General features: G+C 65.1%; 11 protein-coding genes. 3 read left to right on the plus strand and 8 right to left on the minus strand.

The features are described 5' to 3' along the window. Positions 1-142 precede the first annotated feature (142 nt). The 7 genes from lnt to QB898_RS09960 all read right to left on the minus strand — a co-directional run bounded on the left by lnt (position 143) and on the right by QB898_RS09960 (position 13370). The gene (gene lnt, locus QB898_RS09930; RefSeq protein WP_279524825.1) at positions 143-1861 is read right to left on the minus strand and encodes an apolipoprotein N-acyltransferase; all 1719 of its coding nucleotides are present in this window, start codon (positions 1859-1861) and stop codon (positions 143-145) included. After that, complete coding sequence (locus tag QB898_RS09935) at positions 1858-2775, minus strand: CorC family transporter (protein ID WP_102283905.1); 918 nt, start codon at positions 2773-2775, stop codon at positions 1858-1860. Before QB898_RS09935 ends, lnt begins: the two co-directional genes overlap by 4 nt. 617 nt (positions 2776-3392) lie before the next feature. Then, on the minus strand, positions 3393-9707 hold the full coding sequence (locus QB898_RS09940) for a hybrid sensor histidine kinase/response regulator (RefSeq protein ID WP_279524829.1): 6315 nt from the start codon (positions 9705-9707) through the stop codon (positions 3393-3395). 123 nt (positions 9708-9830) lie between these two features. Beyond that, positions 9831-12065 carry a methyl-accepting chemotaxis protein gene (locus QB898_RS09945; RefSeq protein WP_428982792.1) on the minus strand — a complete coding sequence of 745 codons (2235 nt, stop codon included), beginning with the start codon at positions 12063-12065 and terminating at the stop codon, positions 9831-9833. A gap of 5 nt (positions 12066-12070) precedes the next feature. Next, a complete protein-coding gene (locus QB898_RS09950) occupies positions 12071-12619 on the minus strand; it encodes a chemotaxis protein CheW (RefSeq protein ID WP_050714747.1) in 549 nt (182 codons plus the stop codon). A gap of 6 nt (positions 12620-12625) precedes the next feature. After that, positions 12626-12991, minus strand: a complete 366-nt coding sequence (locus tag QB898_RS09955) for a response regulator transcription factor (RefSeq protein WP_050716365.1) — start codon at positions 12989-12991, stop codon at positions 12626-12628. Positions 12992-13001: 10 nt separating this feature from the next. Further along, a complete protein-coding gene (locus tag QB898_RS09960; RefSeq protein WP_050714748.1) occupies positions 13002-13370 on the minus strand; it encodes a response regulator in 369 nt (122 codons plus the stop codon). Between QB898_RS09960 and QB898_RS09965 the strand changes: the two genes are divergently transcribed. From QB898_RS09965 to QB898_RS09975, 3 genes are all read left to right on the plus strand, one after another. Beyond that, positions 13369-13611, plus strand: a complete 243-nt coding sequence (locus QB898_RS09965; protein WP_146006940.1) for a hypothetical protein — start codon at positions 13369-13371, stop codon at positions 13609-13611. The genes QB898_RS09960 and QB898_RS09965 overlap by 2 nt on opposite strands. Positions 13612-13763: 152 nt before the next feature. Then, positions 13764-15074, plus strand: a complete 1311-nt coding sequence (hemL, locus tag QB898_RS09970; RefSeq protein ID WP_279524826.1) for a glutamate-1-semialdehyde 2,1-aminomutase — start codon at positions 13764-13766, stop codon at positions 15072-15074. Between the two features lie 199 nt (positions 15075-15273). After that, on the plus strand, positions 15274-15888 hold the full coding sequence (locus QB898_RS09975; RefSeq protein ID WP_279524827.1) for an isochorismatase family protein: 615 nt from the start codon (positions 15274-15276) through the stop codon (positions 15886-15888). A 425-nt stretch (positions 15889-16313) separates the two neighbouring features. On the opposite strand, the gene QB898_RS09980 is transcribed toward QB898_RS09975, so the two are convergent. Next, complete coding sequence (locus QB898_RS09980; protein WP_428982794.1) at positions 16314-16427, minus strand: homocysteine S-methyltransferase family protein; 114 nt, start codon at positions 16425-16427, stop codon at positions 16314-16316.

Raw genomic sequence — 16427 nt, forward strand, 5'->3', positions numbered from 1 at the left:
GGTTTTCGCGCAGGGGCCGGGCGCTACGCCCTGGCCGGAAGCAGGCTCTTTTCAATCCAGAAAAAGGAGCAAATTCAAGGGGTATGAAAGTGCGTTTCGCGCACTTTCCACTAGGACATCACGCTATGAATTCAGGAGCAAATCAGCGCCCATGCCGCTTGCGCCAGCTGGCGCACAGCAGCGCCAGCGCCGCGCAAGCGGCCCACAGGGGCCACAAGCGCCACCGGGCCGTCCAGACGGCGTAAGGGGTGAGGTGGGTGTGGCCCTCGAATTCGCCCGTGAGCACGCCGCGCGTGGTGCGCGGCTGCATGTGCGTGACCTGGCCGTGCGCGTTGATGATGGCGGTGGCGCCCGTGTTGGTGGCGCGCAGCATGGGGCGCTCGAATTCGCGCGCACGCATGCGGCTGATGGCCAGGTGCTGGTCGATGGCCACGCCGTCGCCAAACCAGCCGATGTTGCTCAGGTTCACAAAGGCGGTGGGCGCGGCTGCCGGGTCGCCAAAGCGGGCGGCCAGCTCTTCGCCAAACAAGTCTTCGTAGCAGATGTTGGGCGCCAGGCGCTGCGCTTGCCAGGCGAAAGAGGGCTGCGCCAGCGCGCCCCGGTTGAAGTCGCCCAGCGGAATGTTCATCAGCTGCACGAACCACTTGAACAGCGGCGGAATGAATTCGCCAAAGGGCACCAGGTGGTGCTTGTCATAGCGGTAGGCCGCGCTTTGGCCGGGCGCCAGGCCCATGACGGAGTTGGTGTAGCCCTCGCTGGCGTTGCCCAGCGGCACGCCGATGAGGGCGGCTTGCGCGCTCTGGCCTTCGCGCGCTGCGCCGTAACGCCGCAGCAGGCCCTGCCAGTAGCCGTCGGGCAGCTGCTGCGGCAGCACGGGAATGGCGGTTTCGGGCGCGATGACCAGGGTGGCGCGGGCCTCGCGCAGCTCTTGCCCGTACCAGCGCAGCGCGTCAATCACGCCCGTGCCGGGCACGAACTTTTCATCTTGCGGAATGTTGCCTTGCAGCAGCGCCACCTGCATGGGCGGCAGGGGGTTGGCCGTGGCGGTTTGCGATTCCTGGTTGAGCCACCACGTCCACGACACCAGCCCCAGCACCAGCAGGGCCACTTGCGTGGCTTCTTCGCCGTCGTGCTTTTGCATGGCATACAGGGCGATGAAGGCCATGAGCCAGGCGGCCACGAAGCCAATGCCATACACGCCCACCCAGCGCGCCAGCGGCGCAAAAGGCCCGTCCACATGCGCATAGCCGCCCGCGCCCCACGGAAAGCCCGTCAGCAGCGTGCCGCGCGCCAGCTCCGCCAGCGTCCACAGCGCGGCAAACAGCAGCGCCGCGCGCAGCGCCTTGATGCGCGGCGGCGCGCCTGGCGCGTTTTCATCCTCTTTCTCGCGCTCTTTCTCGTGCGCAAGGGGCATGCAGGCCACGAACAGGCCCGCCGCCACGGCGTAATACAGCGCCAGAAAACCCGCCAGCGCCAGCACCGCCAGCACCGCCAGCGGCGCGGCCAGCCCGCCGTAGGTGTGCATGGAAATGAACAGCCACCAGAACGTGCCCGTCAGCCAGCCCAGCGCGAACAGCCAGCCCAGCGCAAAGCCCGCGCCAAAGCGCACGGCCGGGCGGGCACCAGCGGGCGGCTGCGCCATGCGCGCCGTCATGCGGTTGGTGGCCTGCCGCGGGGCCTGCACGGCCAGGCGCAGCGCCACGCGCGCCAGCAGCGCCGCCAGCGCCCCCAGGCCCAGCATTTGCAGCCACCAGTGGGGCTGGCCGCCCAGCGGATCGGCCAGCGCCACGGCTTGCGTCAGCCCGGCCAGCACGGCCAGACCGCCAGAAAGCGCCCACGCGCGGGGAGAAAAAGCACTCATGACGCCTCATCCTTCAATGCAGGGCGCGCCAGCGGCAGCACGCGAAACCAGCGCACTGCGCCGCCCTTGGTCAGCAGCACGCGCAATTGCAGCCCGCCCAGCGTGCACTGCTCGCCGCGCACGGGCACGCGGCCCATTTCATGCGCCACCAGGCCGCCGATGGTGTCAAAGGCCACGGGCAAGTCTGCGTCCGCCACCGTGCCCAGATGCACGCCAAAGGCCTCGTTCACCTTCTCCAGCGGCGTGTGCCCGGCCACGCGCCAAGTGCCATCGGCCAGCGCGAAGATGTCGCCCGTTTCAGCCTCGCCGTCGAACTCGTCCTCGATTTCGCCCACGATCTGCTCCAGCACGTCTTCAATCGTGATCAGCCCCGCCATGCGGCCAAACTCGTCCACCACGATGGCCATGTGATTGCGGTTGATGCGAAAAGCGCGCAGCAGATCGTTCAGCCCCTTGCTCTCGGGCACGAACATGGCCGGGCGCACCAGCGTGCGCACGCTCAGCTCGGGCGCGCGCTGCAATTTGAGCAAGTCCTTGGCCATCAGGATGCCGGTGACGTTCTCGCGCTCGCCCTGATAGACGGGAAAGCGCGAATGCGCCGTGTCAATCACCGTGCGCAGCAGCGCTTCGTAAGGCGCGTCAATGTCGAGCATGTCCATGCGCGGCGTGGGCACCATCACCTCCTTGGCCGTCATCTCCGCCAGGCGGAGCACGCCTTCGAGCATCACGCGGCTGTCGGCGTCAATCAGCTGCTTGTCCTCGGCCTCGGCCAGCGCGTCAATCAGCTCATGCGTCGAATCCACGCCCGGGTTCAGAAATTCAATGAGCCGGCGGAAAAAACTCCGCTTGTCTTCAGAACGCCCTGGGCGCTCATGCGCGCGGGCCGCGTGAGGCGCTGAATGTGGGTCAGGCACGGTGGGTCATGCAGCAGTTGAAACAGAAGGCAAAGGATAGCGGAATTGCCAGACGCGTCAGCGCGAACGCAAACGCCGGATGCTCCCAAAAAAAGCGCCGGACGCAAGCCGCGAAAAACGGCTCCGCTCCCGGAGGCAAAGCATGAAAACCTGGCCTTGGGGGCAGCCGTCTCTGAACCGGTTCTCAGGCTCCGCGCCCGCGCGGCTTCAGCCCTGGCTGGCAAAGCCTTGCTTAGCTCCTCTATCAATAGCATGATGTCCTAGTGAATACTGCGCGGGACGGCATTCTTGCCCCTTTTATTCGCTCCTGTTTTTGATCCAACCCGGCGAAATGGATCCGTCTGAAGGCCCGCTCCGCCCACATCAACCGCTCCCGCGCCTCAAGACGCCGGCACAGCAATTCAGGACGAAGCGCAAGGCGGCTTTGAAGTGCGCTTCATTTTTTGTCCCGCCCTGCCCTGCCCTGCCCCGCCAGCCGCCCAAAGCCGCCTTCCTGCCCCACGGGGCTGGCCGCAGGCAGGCCCCGGAGCCAGAGGCATGCCCTTGCAAGGCCATAAAAAAAACAGGCCCATCGCACGGATGGGCCTGTCTTCGCGCGGGCTGCGGGCGGCCCGCAGTCAAGCGCCCTCGGCGGGCGTTGTCACCAAGGCGTATTCCTTGATGAGATGCAGCAGGTCGTCTTCCGAATAGGGCTTGCCCAGGTAGTGGTTCACGCCCAGCTCTTCGGCGTGGTCGCGGTGCTTTTCGGCGATGCGCGAGGTGATCATGATGACCGGCAGGTCTTTCAGGCTGGCGTCGGCGCGGATGTTGCGCACGAAGTCAAAGCCGTCCATGCGCGGCATCTCGATGTCGGAGAGCACCACGGCCGGGCGTTCTTCGCGCAGGCGCTCCAGCCCTTGCAGGCCGTCCGCCGCGAGGGCAACGCGGTAGCCCTCGCGCTGGAGCAGGCGCTGGGTGACGCGGCGCACGGTGATGGAGTCGTCCACCACCAGCACGAGCGGAATGCCGGACTGCGCGGCGGCCGCCTTCTTGTCTTCGCTGCCCTTTGCGCCCTTTGCGCTGAAAGCCTTGGCCTGCGCGCCGTACACCGTGGCCAGCGCCACGAGGTTGTAGATGAGCGCCACGGCGCCGGAAGCCAGCGCGGTAACGGCCACCAGGCCGGGCAGGCGCGAGAGCTGGCGCCCCAGGCCCTTCACAACCACTTCCTGGTTGCCCAGCACTTCGTCCACGTGCACGGCAATGCGCTGGTCGGCGCTTCGGAAGATGACCACGGGCGTGCTGCGCGAAGGCGGCTCGGTGCTGCGCGGAGAGTTTTGCAGCAGCGCGCCTGCCCAATAGAAGTGCAGCGCCTGGCCTTCGTGCATGAAAGTGCCGTTTTCGTAGGCCTGCTGGAGCACTTCGGGGCCGGCGCGGTGAATGATGTCCACCTGGTTGGAAGGCACGCCAATGGACAGCGCTCCCGCGCGCACCATCACCACGTGGGTGACGGCGGTGGTCAGCGGCATGACGAGGCGGAAGGTGGAGCCTTTGCCTTCGGTGAAGGTGGTTTCGATGCGGCCGCCCAGCGCCTGGATTTCGGTGCGGACCACGTCCATGCCCACGCCACGGCCCGCCAGCTCCGTGACCTGCGACATGGTGGTAAAGCCGGGCGCGAAGATGAGGCTGGCGATTTCCTCATTGCTGAGCTGCTGGCCGGCCTTGATGAGGCCGCGCTCGACGGCGCGGGCGCAGATGCGCGCGGCATCCAGCCCGCCGCCGTCGTCGTGGAAGGCCACGGACACGTCGTTGCCGGACTGGCTCACGTCAATGGAGATGGTGCCGGTGGCTTCCTTGCCCCGGCTGGCGCGCACGGCGGCCTGCTCGATGCCGTGCACCACGCAGTTGCGCAAGAGGTGCTCGAAGGCGGGCGTCATGCGATCCAGAATGCCGCGGTCCATTTCAATGGAGCCGCCGGTGATTTCGAGCTTGACGGACTTGCCGGTTTCCTTGGCGGCCTGGCGCACCACGCGGTACAGGCGCTCGGAGATGCCTTCGAACTCCACCATGCGCGTGCGCAGCAGATCGCGCTGGAGTTCGCGCGACTGGCGCGCCTGCGCCACAAGATCGTCTTCGCTGGAGTCGAGCGCGCGCTGCAAGGTGCGCTGCACGGTGGCCACGTCGTTCACGGACTCGGCCATCATGCGGGTGAGTTCCTGCATGCGGGTGAAACGGTCGAACTCCAGCGGGTCGAAGTTCTGCTGGGCGTCCTTGGTGAGCGCCAGGCGCGACTGCATCTGGGTTTCGGCTTGCAGCTCCACGTCGCGCAGCTGCTGGCGCAGGCGGTCGAGGTTGCCGGTGAGGTCGCCCAGCGAGTTGCGCAGCAGGCCCAGCGCCGCTTCCAGCCGCACGCGGGAGGTCATCACCTCGCCGGCCTGATTGACCAGACGGTCCAGCAATTGCGAGCGCACGCGCACTGCCTGATTGGCCGCCGCGCGCGAAGCCGTCAGCGAAAGCGGCGCGGGCGGCGCCACCTTGCCGCTGGCGGGGCGCTGGGCCGGCGCGGCTGGCTGAGCGGGCGCCTTGGCCTGCGGCGCGGGCGCTGCAGCTGCCCGCGCGGCGCTTGGGGCAGGCGCGGCTGAGGCGGGCGCTGCCGCCGGAGCCACGGACACCTGAACCGGAGGCATGGCCGCAGGCGCGGCAGCGGGCCTTGGCTGCTGGTGCGCCTGCGGCTCGTAGGCCTCGCCAGCCGCCTGCGCCTGCAAGCGGATGAAGGTGTTTTCCAGCTCGTCCAGGTATTCGAGCAGCGGCTCCACATCCGCCTGCTTCAGGTTTTCGACGGCGCCCAGCTGCTCAATGGCCGATTCGGTGCGGTGCGCCATTTCGCCCAGCACCAGCGCGCCAGCCAGGCGGGCGCTGCCCTTGAGCGTGTGCAGGCCGCGCTGCACGCGGGCGCGCACGCTGGCATCCGTGGGGTTTTCCGTCCATTCGCGCAGGGCTTCGCCCAGGCGGGGCAGCAGCTCCTCGGCTTCTTCTTCAAAGATGGGAAAGAGGTCTTCGTCGATGGCGTCCTGCACGTCAATGCCGTCGGCCACGGGGTGCGTGGGCGCATCGGTAATCTGGACCGTGGTGCGCGAAGCGGCAGCTGCAGCCGGAACGGAAGGCTCGGCCACATAGGAAAACACGGCAGGCGCGTGCGCGTGCGAAGGCATGGCCGGGCCGGCAGAGGCAGCCGCAGGCGAAGCCAAAGCGGCTGGCTGGACTGGCTGGGCAACGGGCGCAGGCGCTTCTTCAACCGGAGCCGGCAGTGTGGCAGGCATTGTTTCGGGCGGCAGCGCAATGACCGTCTGGCCTTCAGGCTCCAAGCCGTTGATGTCCGCCAGCAAGGCCGAGCCGGGTTCTTGCAGCGCGCCCGCAGCGAACTGGTGCAGCACGCGCGAAATTTCAGCGGCGGCAGCCTGCAAGGTGCGAACCTGATGGGCCGAACCCTGCAACTGGCCGTGCAGGCGCTGCATGGCGTGTTCGGCGGCGCGCGCAAAGACGGAGAGGCTTTCAAAACCCACTGTGGCCGACGCGCCCGCCAAAGAGTGCGCGCAGGCAATGGCGCGTTCAGGCACCGTCTGGTTGGGATGGCTGGCCCAAGTGTCCAACTCTTCCACCAGGCTGCGTGACCACGGGTCGGCCTCGCTCAAATACACGTTGTACAGCGGCCGGCTGATGCTCAGGGGGCCAATGACCACGGGCAGGTCTTCGACGCTGGCCTCTTCTTGCGGGGCTGCCTGGCCTTCGCCTGCGGCAGCGGGCTGCCCGGCCGGGTCCTGAACCGGCTCGGCCATTTGCTCCTGCACCGCTGCGGCGTCTGCACCGGACTCCACTGGCTGCGGCTGCTGCTCTTCTTGCGTGAAGCCGAAATCAGACCAATCCACGTCATCCGCTTCTTCAATGGCAATCAGCGTGTCGGGGGCGAAGTCTTCAACGGGCGGCAGCTCCGTTTCTGGCGTTCCCGCTTCTTGCCCCTGGCCGCCCAGTTCCAGATCAGGCAGCAGGCTGTCGATTTCGATGATTTCAGGCGCGGGCGATTCTTCCGGGGGCGGCTCAAACAGCGCCAAATCATCTGCGCAAGCGCCCTCGCTGGTTTCAACCGCCTGGGCTTGCTCAGGCTCGGCTGCCGGCGGTTCTTCGGTTGCCTCCGCTTCAATGACCGGCGGCACGGCCTCGTCATTGCCCAGCTCTGGCAGGGCAAGGTCGGGCAGGTCGAGATCCGCCAGGCCCAGAGCGGCCGCAGGCTCCGCCGTGGCTGGTTCATCTGCCGGAACGGCGTCAGCCTCCGGTTCAGGCGCAGACTCGGCCGCAGTTTCAAGCGGCGCATCCATCTGGGCAGGCAGCTCCGCTTCAGCAACGTCAATGATTTCTTCTGCGGGAGCTGCCGTTTGCGCCGCAGGTTCTTCGGCTGCCACTGGCATGGCAGGCAGCGGAACACGCTCCTGCCCGGTGCGCATGGCTTCGGCGCTGATGCGGAAAGGCCCGGCCTGCCAATGGCCAGACTGCTTGGCGGCAATGGCCTCCACCCAGTTGCCGAAAGCCAGCATGGACTCGGCAGCCAAGGCGCGCAGCTCGGCGCTGGCGGGCTTTTGCTCGGCCAGCCAGGCGTTCATGAGCTGCTCCATGGCCCAGGCCGCTTCACCGAACTCGTTCAGCCCCACCATGCGGGAGCTGCCCTTGAGCGTGTGGTAGGCGCGGCGCAGCGTGGTTTGCTGCTCCATGTCGTCAGAGCGCTGCTCCAGCGCCTGAATGGCCTGCTGGCCGTTCTGGATCACTTCACGCGCTTCTTCCAGAAAGATGTCGAGCAGGTCGTCATCCACCTGCGGCTCGGCGGCAGCTGGCGCCGCCACGGGAGCCGGTGTGGGGCTGGCCAAGGTGGTGAGCTTGTCCATTGCGCCCTTGAGGCCCTCGGCGTCGTTGGCGCGCGCGGCGCGCGCGGCCTCCTTGGCGGCATTGGCCAGCGCCGTCTTGTCATCCAGCGCCGCCGAAAGGGCAATTTGCTCCAGCTGGCCCGGCAATGTGTGCGGGGTGCTTTCGGAAGAAGCCCGCACGTCGTCGATCAGGTCGGCAATGGCGGGCTGCGCGCCGTCATCACCCGAAGCTGGCAGCGATGGCGCTTCGTCTGCGCTTTGCAGCAGGTGGGCCGGCGCAGTACGGCCCATGATAGGGCGCAGCTCGCCCGTCTCCTCGTCCAGGGTGAACAGCTTTTTCGCCAGCACGGGCTGGTAGCTGAGCATGTCGATCAGAAAACCCAGCGCCCCCAGGCTGTTGCCCAGCCGTTCGAAGTCTTGCGCGTGCGCCTGCTGGATGTCTTCGCCATCGTATTGCGTGATGTTTTCGACAACATCGCGCATGCGCGCCACGGCCTGCGCTGCCTGATCCAGCCCCAGCACCAGCAGTACGCCGCGCATCTGCACCATCTGCGTCAGCGCCGTGCTCAATGGCGCGCGGTCGGCCACGTTGCGGAAGAACTGATCGAGCTGCTGCTCGACTTCGCCCAGCGTCACGCGCAGCTCGCTGACCACGGTGCCCAGCGTCTGGCGGTCGCTGATGCGGCGGTAAAGCTCTTCCATCCAGGAGTCCAGAGGCTGCTGCACGCCGCCATGCAAGATGGCCTCAAGACGGTCAGCAAGCTGCCGCGTCCGCGCGGCGAACACCGTATCGCCAGGGCGGAAATCCACGAAGGACGCTTCCAGAAACAGCACGGCCGTGGCCGCTTCCATCGCCAGGTCGGGGGACGGAACGGCGGCGGACTTGGCCACGTGACGGGCCACATGAACAAAGGCGTCTGCCAGAGGCTTGCCATGCGCGTGCAGGCGGCGCAGCGAATCGGCCACAAGGCCGAACTGGTCCACGCTGCTCTTGAGCCGCGCCAGATCGCCGCCCGCCAGGCCAGACCATGCTTCCTTGAGCGTGTCAATGCGGCGGCGCGCCTGCGCCAGCACCGAAGGGTCAAACAAGCCGAAGACGGCCGTCTGGTAATCGACAGACTCGCTGTCCTGCAAGCCCCATGCCGCGCGGACGGCTTTCAGCACCGGGGTTTCTTCGCCCTTCGGCTGGGCTTGCGAGCAGAAAAACAGCAGGTCTTGCGCGAGCCTTTCGGAAACGGAGCGCTCGCCTCGCGCCAGCGCGGTGTACTGAACCAGAATGCGCGAGGCCGCGCGCTTGATATACACGTCCGGCTTGAGCAGGCCATGCCCCAATGCCTCGAAAAAGCCCGATGACAGCTTCCAGAAAATGCTGGGATGCAGCGCCGTTTCGCCGTCAGCCAGCCCCAGGCTGACCACGCACAGCTCTTCTGCGGCGTTGGCATCGGCCGTCTTCATGATCTTGAGCGTGCCGTGATCCACGCGCTGGCGCACCGCCGTGTCGTAATGCAGTTTTTGCAAGGCCGCCGGAGTTGCCGGATTGACCCAGCGCCAACTGACGGGCCACAAATCTGCCGGGTGAATGCGGTCAGCGCCCGCCAGCTGCTGCACTTCCTGAAACTGGGGGAACAGTCCCAGCGCCGGGCGCGGGTTTTCTCCCAGCTGCCCTTCCAGATACTCAACCAGGGCGAATCCGGCGTTTTCGACAACGGATACAGCCTTTTCCGTGCATTTTTCGGGATGCTGGACAAACTGCTGGGCAACGCCCTCCATGCCGCGCACCATGTGCGCCGCCACGTCCTGCCCCACCATTTCGAGCGCGCCAACCACCTGGTGCAGCTGCTGGCGCACCAGGCGCAGCGGGCCGCTGTCGATGGTGGACAAATCAACCCCGCGCGCGGTTTCCGCATCGCTGACGAAGCGCCTGAGCGCCTTGGTAACTGCTTCGAGCGATTTTCTGGTTTCGTCAAGAACCCATGCCAGCGGCCCAAGGTCGCCAGTATTGATGTGGGTCCCTGCGCTGGCCTCAGCCGGGTTCAGTGCCATGACGATGTGAACTCCCAAGATTGTTCTGTTTTGAGGGCCGCGTCCTTATCAGACGCGGCCCCGGCTGCCGGATCGTGTCCGCCGCAGCCGGGAAATGAATTGACGACTCCTCTGGCCCGGCGATCAGGCAATCTTGAAGCGCGCCACGGACTGGCGCAGTTCATCCGCCATGCGGGTCAAATCACGCACCTGCGCCACTGTGGAGCGAGTGCCTTCACCTGTTTGCTCCGTCACGGCAAAGATATGCTGGATGTTGCGCGCCACTTCATTGGCCTGCTGCGCCTCTTTGGAAGCCGAGGCGGAAATGCGCTCAATCAGCTCGGCCAGGCGGCGCGACACGCTGTCGATCTCCGACAGGGCCGTTCCGGCGTTGTCGGACAGGCGCGCGCCTTCGACCACGCCCTGCGTGGAGCGCTCCATGGCGGCCACCGCGTCCTGCGTGTCGGTCTGAATGGCTTTCACCAGCGAAGCGATCTGGCGCGTGGCATCGGCCGAGCGCTCCGCCAGCCGCTGCACTTCTTCAGCCACCACGGAAAAGCCCCGGCCTGCTTCGCCAGCGGAAGCGGCCTGAATGGCGGCGTTCAGCGCCAGCACGTTGGTCTGTTCGGTAATGTCGGCGATCAGCTCGGTGATTTCGCCAATTTCCTGCGAAGACTCGCCCAGCCGCTTGATGCGCTTGGACGTTTCCTGAATCTGGTCGCGAATGGCGTTCATGCCGCCGATTGTGTTTTGCACGGCCGTCAGGCCCGATTCCGCAGCAACCAGCGACTGGCGCGCCACGGCCGCCGATTCCTGCGCCTGCGTTGAAACGTGGTTGATGCGGGCCGCCATGTCCAGCACGGCCTGGCCAGTTTCACGGATTTCGTGCAGCTGCTGCGTGGAGGCGTTGAGCAGCTCGTTGGAGGTGCTTTCCACCTTGCTCGTCGTCTGCGCCACACGCGTGGCCGTGCTTTGCACGTTGCCCACCAGCGAGCGCAGCTCTTCCACCGTGTAGTTCACCGAGTCGGCAATTGCGCCGGTGATGTCTTCCGTCACCGTGGCTTCCTGCGTCAAATCGCCCTCGGCCACCGTTTGCAGTTCGTTCATCAGCCGCAAGATGGCCGCCTGGTTGGCGTCATTGACGCGCTTGGATTCCTGCTGCTGGAGTTCGGCCAGATGACGCTGCTCTTCAGCGAGCGACTGGCGCTGGCGGCTTTCATGCAGCAGCACGTAGCCCAGCCCGGACGCAGCCAGCAAGGCCAGCAGGCCTGGAATGATCATTCCCAGCAAGTGCTCGGGACGCAGGCCCGAGGTGGACGAAAGTTTGCTTTCCAGCGCCTGCAAGCTCTTGCGCAGGGGTTCGCTGTCAGCCACGATGCTGTTTTGCGCCTCGCGGGCGGCCACCAGGCCTTGCAAATTGCCCAGAATGCCGCTGGCATCCGCGCGGGTCTGCTCATAAACCTTCAGCAGCGATTGCAGGTTCTCGCGCACGCGGTCATCACGCGCGGGCGCCAGGCGCAGATCCGCATTGCCGTTCAGCAATCCCTCGGCAATTTCCTTGAAGGTATTCAAATCCTTGCCCAGCAGAAACACGGCTTCGGGGTTGATGCCGTCCAGCGTGAGCGACTCATTGGCAGATTTACTGATGCGCTGCGTCAGCATCACCAGCTGGCCCGTGGCCGACATCTCTGCCGCCGGGGCATTGGCCTGCAATTTGAGAGAAGAAATATTTTCCGCAATGGACAGCAGCTCCGTGGAGTTGCTGCTCATCTTGCGCAGGGAAACGCCCACCTGCGTCAGCGTTTTTTCCTGGCCCAGCACGATCTGCGTGTTCTTGTGGGCGCGCTCCACCAGAGGCACGATCTGGTTCATGCTTTCCGCATAGTCCGCGCCAAGCCGGGGCACGGTTTCACTGCCTTTCTGCAAACCGGCAACCGATGCATCCAGCTCGTCTGCACTTTCCTTTACTTCGGCGAACGCGGAAGCATTGCCCACGGCGGCCTGCGAAACCGACTTGGCCAGCCGCTGCGACTGCATCAGCGCATTGCCCGTGGCGGACACCTGCTTGGCCACCTTGTCCGTGCTCAAAACTGTCCAGGCCACCATGCCGGCCAACACGGCCACGCAAAGCCCCAGCAGAACGAACAGCACGCGCTGATGGCGCTCCGCCGTGCCTTGCCCAAGCACCGGCATCCGGAATGAGTCAGACAGATACAGCGCAGCGCCATCTTTTGGAGAAGAAGCGCCTGCGGCAGCGCCCTCGCCTTCCATGATGGCGGTCGTCGTCGAAAGGCCAAAGCCGCTGGGGCTTTGGGTTGAATTTCCGCCGGATGCGTCCGCGTCCGTATTTTTCTTCTTCAACAAGTCGGAAAAGGCCATGATGTTCAGCTTTCAGAAGATGTCGTGCCGATGCTCAGAAACGACGCATCAAGCGAGAGAGCCTGCAAATTGATTTCCTGCCATTGCACGCCCTGGTTGTCGGTATAAAGATGCCCAAAATACGCAGGCGCGCCGTCGGGCGCGGGCGCTGATTCGGTAAACATTTCCATCGTACGCAGCCCGGAAAGACGATCCGCCAGCAAGGCGCAATTGGTTTCCAGCAAAGGATTGAAGGCCACCAGCCAGCACTGGGCCAGCGCCATTTCACTGCGCGGCTTGGCGGGAGCCGTACCCATGAATGCAGCCAAGTCCACCACGCCGCACAGATTGCCGCGCAGGTTGGTCACGCCCATGAACCACGCGCGCACGTAAGGCACCGGCTGCATGGCCGACCACGGAAAAATCTGCCCCGCGTGATCCAGGGGAAACAGCAGCCGGGCCGTACCAGCTTCCACGGCCAGCCACGAGGCTTCTGCGCCGCTGGCCTGAGTCGCCGCCTGCAAACGCTCAGCCAGGCGCCCCTGGAAGTCGCGCAAAGCTTGTTTGTCGGACATGACCGCTTATCCCAGCGCCTTGATCTTGGCCAGCAGCTCGGCCTGATTGACCGGCTTGGTGATGTAGTCGCGCGCGCCCTGGCGCATGCCCCACACGCGGTCCGTTTCCTGGTTCTTGCTCGTGCACATGATCACGGGCACATTGGCGTACTTCGGATCGCGCGTAATGGCGCGCGTCAGCTGAAAACCATTTTGTCCGGGCATGACCACGTCCATCAGAATCAAGTCTGGAATGGCCTCGGCCAGGCGTTTATAGGTATCTTCCGCATTTTCAGCCGTTGTCACGGAAAATCCATTTTTCTTCAGCAATTCGCTGAGAAACATCAGTTCGGTCTTGGAATCATCCACGATCAGCACGTTACGGATGGCCATCATGTTCTCCTTAATTGGCTTGTCCAGTGAAATCCCGCACGGTTTGCAGCAGTTGGTCTTTTGTGAAGGGCTTTGTGAGGTACTCCTGCGACCCCACCATGCGGCCTCTCGCCTTGTCGAAAACGCCGTCCTTGGAAGACAGCATGATCACGGGCGTGGTCGAGAATTTTTCATTGCGCTTGATGATGGCGCAGGTCTGGTAACCGTCCAGCCGCGGCATCAAAATGTCGCAGAAAATCAGATCCGGATGGAAATCGCTGATTTTCGCGAGCGCGTCGAAACCATCTTCGGCCAGCATGACCTCATGGCCGCCCTGCTTGAGAAAAATCTCGGCGCTGCGGCGGATGGTGTTGCTATCGTCAATGATCAGTACTTTCATGGATGATTTTCTCGAAACTGTTTTCAAGCCGGGAAGCAAACCCGGAAAGTCTGTTTTCTCTCCTGCCTGCGGGCGCGCCGCCCACAAGCAAAGCTCTCCGCGCGGCTTGCCCGCTGCCATTCAATGCGGCAGTCAGCCACGCCGCCCTCATGAAACAAAGGGCATAGAGACGGTGCAAGCTTATGCCAATGTCGCATGGAGTGCAACGATTGTATCTATAAGTTATACGCACTCTACCTGAGCCATCTCAAAAACCAATGGCCCGGGCGGGCCGCAGCCGCCCAAGGTCGCTCTGGCAAAATTGGGAGGGAAAGTCAATGCCGCCGTGACAGACTTGCAACACACAGGCAGCCTTGTCACAACTTTCCAGCGTGAACATTTGCCCAGCCTCTCATGACAAATTCTGTAAACGATCGTAATGATGCCCTGATGGAGCGCGCGCGCCGCGTCATTCCGGGGGGCGTCAATTCCCCGGTGCGCGCCTTCCGCGCTGTTGGCGGCACGCCACGCTTCATTCAGCGCGCGCAGGGCGCCTATCTGTGGGACGCCAATGACCAGCGCTGCATCGACTACATCGGCTCCTGGGGCCCCATGATCCTCGGCCACGGCCATCCGGCCGTGCTGGAAGCCGTGCGCCGCGCCGCGCAAGACGGCCTGTCTTTTGGCGCGCCCACCGAGCGCGAAGTGGAGCTGGCCGAAGAAATCCTCTCGCTCATGCCCAGCATGGACATGGTGCGCCTCGTCTCCTCGGGCACTGAAGCGGGCATGAGCGCCATCCGCCTGGCGCGCGGCGCCACGGGCCGCAGCAAGATCATCAAATTTGAAGGCTGCTACCACGGCCATGCCGACGCCCTGCTGGTCAAGGCCGGCTCCGGCCTGGCCACCTTCGGCAACCCCACCAGCGCGGGCGTGCCGCCCGAAGTGGTGCAGCACACGCTGGTGCTCGAATACAACAACCTCACCCAGCTGGAAGAAGCCTTCGCCCTGCACGGGCGCGAGCTGGCCTGCCTCATCATCGAACCCATCGCGGGCAACATGAACTTCGTGCGCGCCAGCCTTGATTTCGTGCGCCGCTGCCGCGAGCTGTGCACCCAATACGGCGCGCTGCTCATCTATGACGAAGTGATGACCGGCTTTCGCACCGCGCTGGGCGGCGTGCAAAGCCTGCACGCCAAGGCCATCGCGGGCTTTGCGCCCGACATCACCGTCATGGGCAAAGTCATAGGCGGCGGCATGCCCCTGGCCGCCTTTGGCGGCAAGCGCGATGTCATGGAGCAGCTCGCCCCTCTCGGCCCCGTCTATCAGGCCGGCACGCTCTCGGGCAACCCCGTTGCCACCGCCTGCGGCCTGGCCACCCTGCGCGAAATCCGCAAGCCCGGCTTTTTTGAAGCCCTCTCGGCCCGCACCCGCGCGCTGGTGGATGGCCTTCAGACCGCCGCGCAAGAACTAGGCGTGCCCTTTTGCGCCGACAGCGAAGGCGGCCTGTTCGGCTTTTTCCTGCTGCCCCGCCTGCCGCAGAACTACCGCGAAGTCATGCAAAGCGACGCCGCGCGCTTCAACCGCTTTTTCCACAGCCTGCTCTCGCGCGGCGTTTACGTGGCCCCGGCGCTGTATGAGGCCAGCTTCGTCAGCGCCGCCCACAGCGAAGACGACATTGCCGCCACCTTGCAAGCCGCCCGCGCCGCCTTCCGCGAGCTGGCTTGAGCCGCAGCCCCCCGATGCACACAACCTGCGCCCACCCTTTGCACGCTCCTGTATCAATAGCATAATGTCCTAGTGGAATGAGCCCAAGAGCCATTTTCCGATGGCTTGAATTTGCTCCTCTTTCTGATGCAAAAGCCCAGCCCCGCTGCAACCCGTCATCTGAACACGCTTTCCCTTCTTCCCATGAGGAACCACCGCCATGCTGCTTGAAGCCACTGACTCCCAACTGGCGCTCATCGACTATCAGCCGCGCCTGATGGCCGCGCTTTTCGAGGGTGACGCCGCCCTGGCCAACGCCGTGCGCCTGGCCAAGCTCGCCCGTCTGCTGGGCGTGCCCGTCTGGGCCACCGAGCAATGCCCTGCCAAGCTCGGCGGCAGCGCCCCCGAGCTGGCTGGCCTGCTGGACCGCGCCGTACCCAAAACCGCCTTTGGCGGCGCATCCGAACTCGCGCCCCTGCTCAACCCGCCGCGCCCGCCCCAGCCCGCCGCGCGCGGCGGCAACGCCCGCAGCCTGCCCCGCCACCTGCAAAAGCCCGCCGAGCCGCCCGCGCCGCAGCGCAGCTCCATCGTCATCGCTGGCTGCGAGGCGCACGTGTGCCTGCTGCAAACAGCCCTGACGCTGCTGGATGAGGAATGGGACGTCTGGGTCGTGACCGACGCCTGCGCCTCGCGCACCGAGCGCAACCGCGACGCCGCCTACGACCGCCTGGCCGCCGCAGGCGCGGAACTGGCAACGACCGAAATGGTCGGCTTTGAATGGCTGCGCAGCGCCGAGCACCCGCATTTCCGCGACTGGCAGGCCCTGATCAAGTAGCCGCCATCTGGCCATGGGCAGGCCCCCGGCGGCAAGCGTGCCCACGGCGGCAAACGGGCGGGCGGAATGGAAAACAGGCACGGCCCAATGCGCCAGGCAGATAGGTGCAGCTGAAGCGGCGCGCGGCTTGGGCGCCGCTTTTCTGCGCCGCAAAGGCAGAACGAAGACGGAGTGAAAGCAAAAGGCAAGACCGCCTTGTTCAGCTCCTTTTTGCATAGCAATATGTCCTAGTGGAATCTGCGCAGAAGCCACTTTTCAATGCCTTGAATTCGCTCCTGTTTTTGCTGCAAGACAGAAGCCGGAGGCCGCGCGCCTGAAAGGCGGCTTCTTCTTGTGGGCCACCATTCACGCATGGGCTGATTGAGGCCGCGCCCCTGCGGACGCCTGCTTGGAGCCTGTTCACCACGCTGCCCGAGAGCAGGCTCTCACGCCTGCGCCGCGTAAAAGCGCGCCGCCTGCACGCCGCGCGGCGCCAGCGGCATGACGGCGCGGGCAATGGCGTTGATGTGATCGGGCGTGGTGCCGCAGCAGCCGCCCAC

Source organism: Ottowia cancrivicina, from assembly GCF_029813755.1.
GTDB lineage: Bacteria > Pseudomonadota > Gammaproteobacteria > Burkholderiales > Burkholderiaceae_C > Ottowia > Ottowia massiliensis.